Below are 7,511 nucleotides of genomic sequence, written 5' to 3'. Positions count from 1 at the left end.
CAGGGAGCACAGGGACCAGCAGGCCCAGCAGGAGCAACAGGAGCACAAGGGCCACAGGGTATAACAGGAGCTCAAGGCCCACAAGGACCGCAAGGACCAGCAGGCCCAGCAGGAGCAACAGGAGCGCAGGGACCACAGGGACCAGCAGGCCCAGCGGGAGCAACAGGACCACAGGGACCAGCAGGCCCAGCAGGAGCAACAGGAGCACAAGGGCCACAGGGTATAACAGGAGCTCAAGGACCTTTAGGGCCTCAAGGACCACAAGGTATAACAGGACCTGCAGGACCGACAGGACCGACAGGACCGCAAGGACCGGTAGGACCACAAGGAATACAAGGACCAGTAGGTCCGACAGGACCGACAGGACCTGCGGGAGGATTGTCAACTTATGGATATTTCTATTCACCTGGAACAAGTTTAGGAACAGGCATAATACTCGGCGGAGCTGAGATTCCTTTGACTAATGATGGAGTAGTGGTTGGATTGACACATATCGCTCCAAGTCCTGATGTAATAGTAAATGCTACTGGAGATTATGAAATAGAATTTTTAGTATCAACAACCGTGGGTGTTAATGCAACATTTGCAATAGCAGTAAATTCAGTAATTCAGACGGAGATTAACTATACTGCCTTAGTAGCTTTAGGTCAGGTTAAAGGTCAGGGAATATTATCATTAGAAGCTGGAGATTCAATATCAATAGTAAATAATTCTTTAATATCTGCAACACTGTCACTTAGTTCTGCAGTTTCAGTTTCATTACTTGTAAAAATGGTTTAGAAAGATTTTTTAATAAAAGAATAGCTCTTTGAATTTTTAAAGGGCTATTCTTTTAAAGGAGGATTTTATGAAAAAAAATATTACAATTAGTTTGTGCATGATAGCAAAAAATGAAGAAGATGTATTATATAGATGTTTAAATTCTGTGGCAAGAGCTGTTGATGAGATAGTAATAGTCGATACGGGCTCAACAGATAAAACCAAAGATATAGCTCAGAATTTTAATGCACATATATATGATTTCCCCTGGGAAGATGATTTTTCAAAAGCACGTAATTTTTCTTTTGGAAAAGCAACAAAAGATTATATATTATGGATGGATGCAGATGATATAATGAAAGAAGAAGATATGAGAGAATTAATAGACTTAAAAAGTAAATTTGATACTACAATAGATTCAGTTACTATGAATTATGTATTAGAAGAAGATGAAGATGGGAATTCTGTATTTTCTTTACGCAGAAACAGACTTGTCAAAAGAGCAAACAATTATATGTGGATTGGAGCGGTTCATGAATATTTGAATGTTTATGGCAACATTATAAATTCAAATATTTCCATATATCATAAAAAGGTAAAAAACAGTGGAGACAGAAATTTAAAAATATATGAGAACAGATTGAAGAATGGAGAAATGTTTAATACGAGAGATATATTTTATTATGGGAATGAGCTTTATTATAATAACTTTATTCCTAAGGCCATAGCACAGTATAAAAAATTTTTGGAAACAGAGGATGGCTGGGTGGAAGATAAAAAAACTGCTTGTGCCAATCTGGCGGATTGTTTTTACAGAATAGGTGATTTCAAGAATGAATTGAGATATTCATTTAAAAGTTTCGAGTATGGGATTCCCAGAGCTGATTTCTGCTGTAGAGTAGGATATCATTTTTTAAACAATAAGCAATACGATGAAGCTATATTTTGGTATAGTTTGGCGACCAATCTTCCTTTAGAAGAAAATAGCTGGGGATTGATAAATAATATATGTTTTACGTGGCTTCCTCATATACAGCTATGTGTTTGCTATTCTGCAAAGGAAGAATACGAGAAAGCATACCGCCATAATAAAATTGCAGAAAAATATGCTCCAAACAGTAATATGGTAAAGCAAAACAAGATGTTCTTGGAAAAGGTGTTGTCGATTTCGAGCAGATTGTGATAACAGGTGATAATATGATAATAAACCCGTATAATTCGATATAGAGGATATGCGGGTTTTAGAATTTTATATATTTTATTTAGTATATGATGACTGCATAATTGTTTTCTTTGCTGAATGGTGGGGTATTATAATAAAGAAAATCGGAACTTTGGGAGGAACATAGTTTATGAAGAAATTTGCGACTTTTATTTTATTTTTTTTGATTATTGCTGTTACTGTTACGGGATGCGGAAATATAAGAAATAAAGATTATATGTTTGAAGATAATGGGAAATACAAAGTAGTTACTACTACAACTATGCTTACAGATTTGGTAAAGAAAATAGGAGGTAAATACATAGACGTTTATGGCTTAATGGGACCGGGGATAGATCCTCATTTGTATAAAGCAAGTGCAGGGGATGTTATACTAATGCAAAAAGCTGATATGATAGTATATGGAGGTCTAAATTTGGAAGGAAAAATGGGAGAAGTATTTGAAAATTTGAGAGATATAGACAAACTGGTAGTTTGTGCTGCTGATGGAATAGATAAAAAAAATTTGATTAAAGTTGATGGTGATTCAAATGTTTACGACCCTCATGTTTGGTTCGATGTAAATATATGGGAAGATGAAGCAATAGAGGTTGCAAAAGGATTAAAGAAACTGGATAAAAAACATTCGAAAGAATTCGATGCCAATTTAGAGAGTTATCTTTCAGAACTAAAAGAACTGAATAATTATATAGTTAAAAGAGTATCAGAAATTCCTGAAGATAAAAGAATACTTATAACTGCTCACGATGCATTTAATTATTTTGCGAAAGCATATGGGTTTAAAGTTAAAGGGCTTCAGGGTATAAGTACTTCAGCTGAAGCAGGGACCTCAAATGTACGCCAGTTGTCCGATTTTATCGTAGAACATCAAATTAAAGCCGTATTTATTGAAACCTCAATACCGAAGAAAAACATGGAGGCATTGCAAGAAGCTGTGGAAGCTAAAAATTTTCAGGTTAAAATCGGAGGAGAATTATATTCGGATTCTCTGGGAGACCCGGATACCAGTGCAGGGACGTATATAGGCACATTCAAACATAATATTGATACTATTGTTGATGCATTAAAATAAATAATTAAAGTAGAGGGGATGAAAAGGTGGACAATAATGAGTATATAGTAAAAGTTGAAGATATGACCGTGGTATATCAGGTTAAACCTGTTTTATGGGATATAGATCTTAAAATACCAAAAGGGGTTTTAATGGCAATAGTAGGCCCTAACGGAGCAGGGAAATCTACACTAATTAAGGCTATGCTTGGACTCATTAAACCTATATCAGGAAATGTATTATTTGACGGTAAACCATATAAAGAACAGAGAAGCCATATAGCTTATGTGCCTCAAAGCGGGAGTGTTGATTGGGATTTTCCTACAAATGTATTGGATGTAGTTCTTATGGGGCGTTACGGAGCATTAGGATGGATAAAGAGACCTTCTCATGATGATAAGATTAAATCAATAGAAGCCTTAGAGAAATTAGGAATGAAGGAATTTGCAGACAGGCAGATAAGCCAGCTTTCCGGAGGACAGCAGCAGAGAGTTTTTCTTGCAAGAGCTCTTGTTCAAGATGTTGATATATATTTTATGGATGAACCCTTTAAGGGAGTGGATGCGAAAACTGAAAAGGCGATAATATCTCTTTTAAAGGAACTAAGGGAAAGAGGCAAAACTGTAATAGTAGTGCATCATGATCTTCAAACTGTTCCGGAATATTTTGATTGGGTAACTTTGCTGAATACTCAAATAATAGATAGCGGTCCTGTTAATGTGGTATTTACTGAAGAGAATTTAAAGAAAACTTATAGAAGTACCGGACAAATTTTGAAAAGGTAGGGATAGTATGGATATATTACAGATAATTTTGAGAGATTATACTTTAAGAATAGTAGCATTGGGTTCCGGAATTTTAGGGATAATAAGCGGAGTTGTGGGAAGTTTTGCGGTTATCAGAAAGGAGAGCTTGATAGGAGATTCGGTTTCTCACTCGGCTCTTTTGGGAATTGCTTTGGTTTTTCTTATTACTCAAACTAAGACAACTGAATTTTTGCTTTTCGGTGCTCTGATGTCCGGTCTTGCCGCTACATTTTTAATTCTTTTTATAGTAAGATATTCAAGAATAAAATTTGATAGTGCTTTAGCTTTAGTACTTTCTGTTTTTTTCGGAGGTGGAATAGCACTTTTGACCTATATTCAGAAAATACCAAATGCAAATCAAGCTGGACTGGATAAATTTATTTTTGGTCAGGCGTCAACTTTATTGAAAAGAGAAGTTTGGATGATGGGAGTCCTTGGAATTATAATAATAACTTTGATTATTATATTTTGGAAGGAATTTAAAATAATTTCTTTTGATCCTGAATTTGCAGAAAGCATTGGGTTTTCAGTCAAAAAAATAACTATGATCCTTTCGGGAATAACAGTAGCAACTATAGTTGTAGGTCTTCAAACTGTGGGAGTTATTTTGATGAGTTCTATGCTTATAGCTCCAGCTGTGGCTGCCAGACAGTGGACCGATAAACTTTCTGTTATGGTTATATTATCAGCAATGTTCGGAGCAATATCAGGAATTTTAGGAACTATATTAAGTTCAATAGTATCTGAGCTTCCTACGGGACCTATGATAGTAATGGTTATAAGTGTAATAGTGATGATAAGTTTATCATTTTCGCCGAACAGAGGGCTTATATGGAAATATTTTAAAGAAAGGAAAAATCAAAAAGAAATAAGCGAAGATAAGATTTTAATTAATTTATATAATTTAGCAATGAATCATAAGGAATTGTATCACGGTCATGAAATTTCGGCAATAAAACCTTATAGTGCAAAAGTAAAAGGAGAATCACAGATTGTTTATATATTACAGAATTTGTCGGAAAGGAATCTTGTACAGAAAGATATTTTTGATAAATGGAAGATTACCGAAGAGGGGATAAAATACGTTCAAGATTATTTTGGAAAGGAGGAAGAATAAATGCAGCCACAGTTGGAAATTCAAATTATTGCGGTAATAGTATCGGTAGCGTGTTCTCTTCCGGGAGTGTTTTTAGTACTGAGAAAGATGTCAATGATGTCCGATGCAATAACCCATACAATTTTGCTTGGAATAGTAATAGCTTTTTTTATGGTCCATAGTCTTACATCGCCTCTGCTTATAATAGGAGCCGCCGCAGTAGGAGTTCTTACTGTATTTTTAACTGAAATGCTTCATAATACCAGGCTTATGTCGGAGGATTCAGCTATAGGAATTGTATTTCCATTTCTTTTTAGTATAGCCATTATAATAATTTCAAAATATGCAGGCTCGGTTCACCTGGATACGGATTCGGTATTGTTAGGAGAATTGGCTTTTGCTCCATTTGACAGGATGAGAGTGTTTGGGATAGATATAGGGGCCAAAGCTATTTATTCCATGGGAGCAATTCTTATTATGAATATTTTATTTGTAACTATATTCTTCAAGGAATTAAAAATAGTAACTTTTGATCCTACCTTAGCTTCAGTTTTGGGATTTTCTCCAATACTAATACATTATCTTCTTATGACAGTTGTTTCTATAACGGCAGTAGGGTCTTTTCAAGCAGTAGGTTCAATTTTGGTTGTAGCATTTATGATAGGCCCTCCCGTAATAGCATACCTTCTTACAGATAATTTAAAACACATGGTTTTAATAGCAGCTTTGGCAGGAGCAGCAAGTGGAATATCAGGATATCAATTTGCATCCATTTTTGATATATCCATAGCAGGGTCTATGGCAATTATGGTTGGGACAATATTTTTAATAGTATTTATATTTGCTCCTGAGAGAGGACTTTTGACTACTATAAAAAGAAGAAAACATCAAAAAGTAGATTTCGCGGAGAAATCTTTGATATTTCATATATATAACCATGAAGGCACTGATAATGAGTATATAGAATGCGGAGTAAATACTATTAAAGATCATCTTCATTGGGATAATGATTTTTTGAATTTTATAGTAGAAAAATTAAAAAGGGAAGAAAAAATATGTATAGAAGATAACGTAATAAAGTTAACCAAATCGGGAAGAGAATATGGAATAAAAAGTATGAGTCAGTTATTTTAAGAATTGGAGATTAATTTTTAATGAAATTAATCTCTATCCGACAGCCAACAGACGATAATGTATACTCTAATTATACCGCTGTTACCGCCCGTTGGAAAGGATGTCGCTTTGACAGAATGCTTGTTTCAAACTCTGCCTTGCTTATCGGCATCATGTTGAAGCAAGCGGGCAAAGGTGGACACAATATCGCCCTCCTTGCTACCTTTAGCACAAATATTACAAGATTTTTTTACGCCGCAATTTCTAATCGCACAGTCCCCACACATTTTTTCTGAATGAGTATCAGAATGGCAACCCAAGCAAAACATATCATCTTTTGAAAATACACAAGTGTCAGTTGAATACTCTTTTGCCAATCTGATTTGTTCTTCATCATTATTGTTGAATTGTGGCAAGGTAAACAAGACATTCGCCACAATTCAAACCACAATATGCTAAATCCATTAAAACAACTCCTCCCCTAAATACTTGTCATGTGGCACTACCAAGCATTTTTCGATAGCTTTCCAATAGCTTTCGTACAGGCTTTTTTGTGCAGTACCATAGTTCTCAATAGTATCAAACTCCCAATAAAGCATATAACGAACACTCTTTACAATACGGGTTACCTTATGTGGTGGAAGTCCCTCTTTGATCAAAGAAAAATCGTTAATATTGTGTGTTCTTTTAATAAAGCGTAGCAGTAATACACCCTCTAACTGCTTCATGAATTGGACAGCTTCTTTCATGAGAGTTTCAAATTCATTAACTTTGTCTGGCTTGACTTGGTAAATACATATTTCAGAAAATGACATCCTTTTTCCCTCCTTTGCCTTTATTATATCTCATGGAATGCGACATGTGTATGTCGCATTCCTAAAAATAAATGATTTGCCGCTTTTTACCCTTGTCACTATTGCACAAGCAGGGCTGGTGTATATACACCAACACATTTTTAAGATTTTCCTGTACGGGAAAATCTCAAAAATTGTTTGTTGGGCTAGCCACCCCAAACCCGGCTTAGGAGCAGTATCACCTTCAGGATCAGATATATTTCTACTGCCGCTAAACATTTTTTAGAAATCTTTAAATCATAAATATGAAATTTTTAGTTGATTTAATTACAAGACATGCGGTAAAATAGTATTCATAATATGAAGATATCATATTCGCCAATAGAAAGGCGGATTTAATTTATTAAGAAAATAATATTTTCTAATATAGAAGGAGAGAATAGCAATGTCAAATGAAATCAAATATGAAGTTATCGAAAAAATAGGGGTGATTTCAGGCGTGGATAAAAAGTGGCAGAAGGAATTGAACTTAATAAGCTGGAATGGCAGAGAGCCTAAATATGATATCAGAGACTGGGATTCAAGTCATGAAAAGATGGGTAAAGGAGTCACTTTTACAAGAGATGAATTAAAAAGGCTAAGAGATATATTAATTGATCTTGAGCTTTAG

At 35.0% G+C, this 7,511-nt stretch carries 9 protein-coding genes; 7 read left to right on the top strand and 2 right to left on the bottom strand.

Going from position 1 to position 7,511, the window contains the following annotated elements:
• The 6 genes from PP176A_RS16665 to PP176A_RS12410 all read left to right on the top strand — a co-directional run.
• The coding region (locus PP176A_RS16665) for a BclA C-terminal domain-containing protein (RefSeq protein WP_441296106.1) at window positions 1–780 on the top strand (780 nt) is incomplete at its 5' end.
• A gap of 67 nt (window positions 781–847) precedes the next feature.
• Window positions 848–1,942, top strand: a complete 1,095-nt coding sequence (locus PP176A_RS12430) for a tetratricopeptide repeat-containing glycosyltransferase family 2 protein (RefSeq protein WP_071140808.1) — start codon at window positions 848–850, stop codon at window positions 1,940–1,942.
• 169 nt (window positions 1,943–2,111) lie between these two features.
• Window positions 2,112–3,053, top strand: a complete 942-nt coding sequence (locus PP176A_RS12425) for a metal ABC transporter solute-binding protein, Zn/Mn family (protein WP_071140807.1) — start codon at window positions 2,112–2,114, stop codon at window positions 3,051–3,053.
• Between the two features lie 62 nt (window positions 3,054–3,115).
• Window positions 3,116–3,817: a metal ABC transporter ATP-binding protein gene (locus PP176A_RS12420; RefSeq protein ID WP_071140809.1), complete on the top strand. Its 702-nt coding sequence runs from the start codon at window positions 3,116–3,118 to the stop codon at window positions 3,815–3,817.
• 7 nt (window positions 3,818–3,824) lie between these two features.
• Window positions 3,825–4,955, top strand: coding sequence for a metal ABC transporter permease (locus PP176A_RS12415; protein ID WP_071140806.1), 1,131 nt, complete (start codon window positions 3,825–3,827; stop codon window positions 4,953–4,955).
• On the top strand, window positions 4,956–6,068 hold the full coding sequence (locus tag PP176A_RS12410) for a metal ABC transporter permease (RefSeq protein ID WP_071140805.1): 1,113 nt from the start codon (window positions 4,956–4,958) through the stop codon (window positions 6,066–6,068).
• Window positions 6,069–6,193: 125 nt separating this feature from the next.
• Here the strand turns inward: PP176A_RS12410 and PP176A_RS12405 are convergent, their stop codons facing one another.
• Together PP176A_RS12405 and PP176A_RS12400 are read right to left on the bottom strand one after the other, a co-directional pair.
• A complete protein-coding gene (locus PP176A_RS12405; RefSeq protein ID WP_128752270.1) occupies window positions 6,194–6,472 on the bottom strand; it encodes a hypothetical protein in 279 nt (92 codons plus the stop codon).
• A 39-nt stretch (window positions 6,473–6,511) separates the two neighbouring features.
• Window positions 6,512–6,862, bottom strand: coding sequence for a hypothetical protein (locus PP176A_RS12400; protein WP_071140803.1), 351 nt, complete (start codon window positions 6,860–6,862; stop codon window positions 6,512–6,514).
• A 424-nt stretch (window positions 6,863–7,286) separates the two neighbouring features.
• Here PP176A_RS12400 and PP176A_RS12395 point away from each other — a divergent pair, with 424 nt between their 5' ends.
• On the top strand, window positions 7,287–7,511 hold the full coding sequence (locus PP176A_RS12395; RefSeq protein ID WP_071140800.1) for a YdbC family protein: 225 nt from the start codon (window positions 7,287–7,289) through the stop codon (window positions 7,509–7,511).

The organism is Sporanaerobacter sp. PP17-6a, assembly GCF_900095615.1.
GTDB lineage: Bacteria > Bacillota > Clostridia > Tissierellales > Acidilutibacteraceae > Acidilutibacter > Acidilutibacter cellobiosedens.
This window is presented reverse-complemented; position numbering and strand designations above follow the sequence as displayed.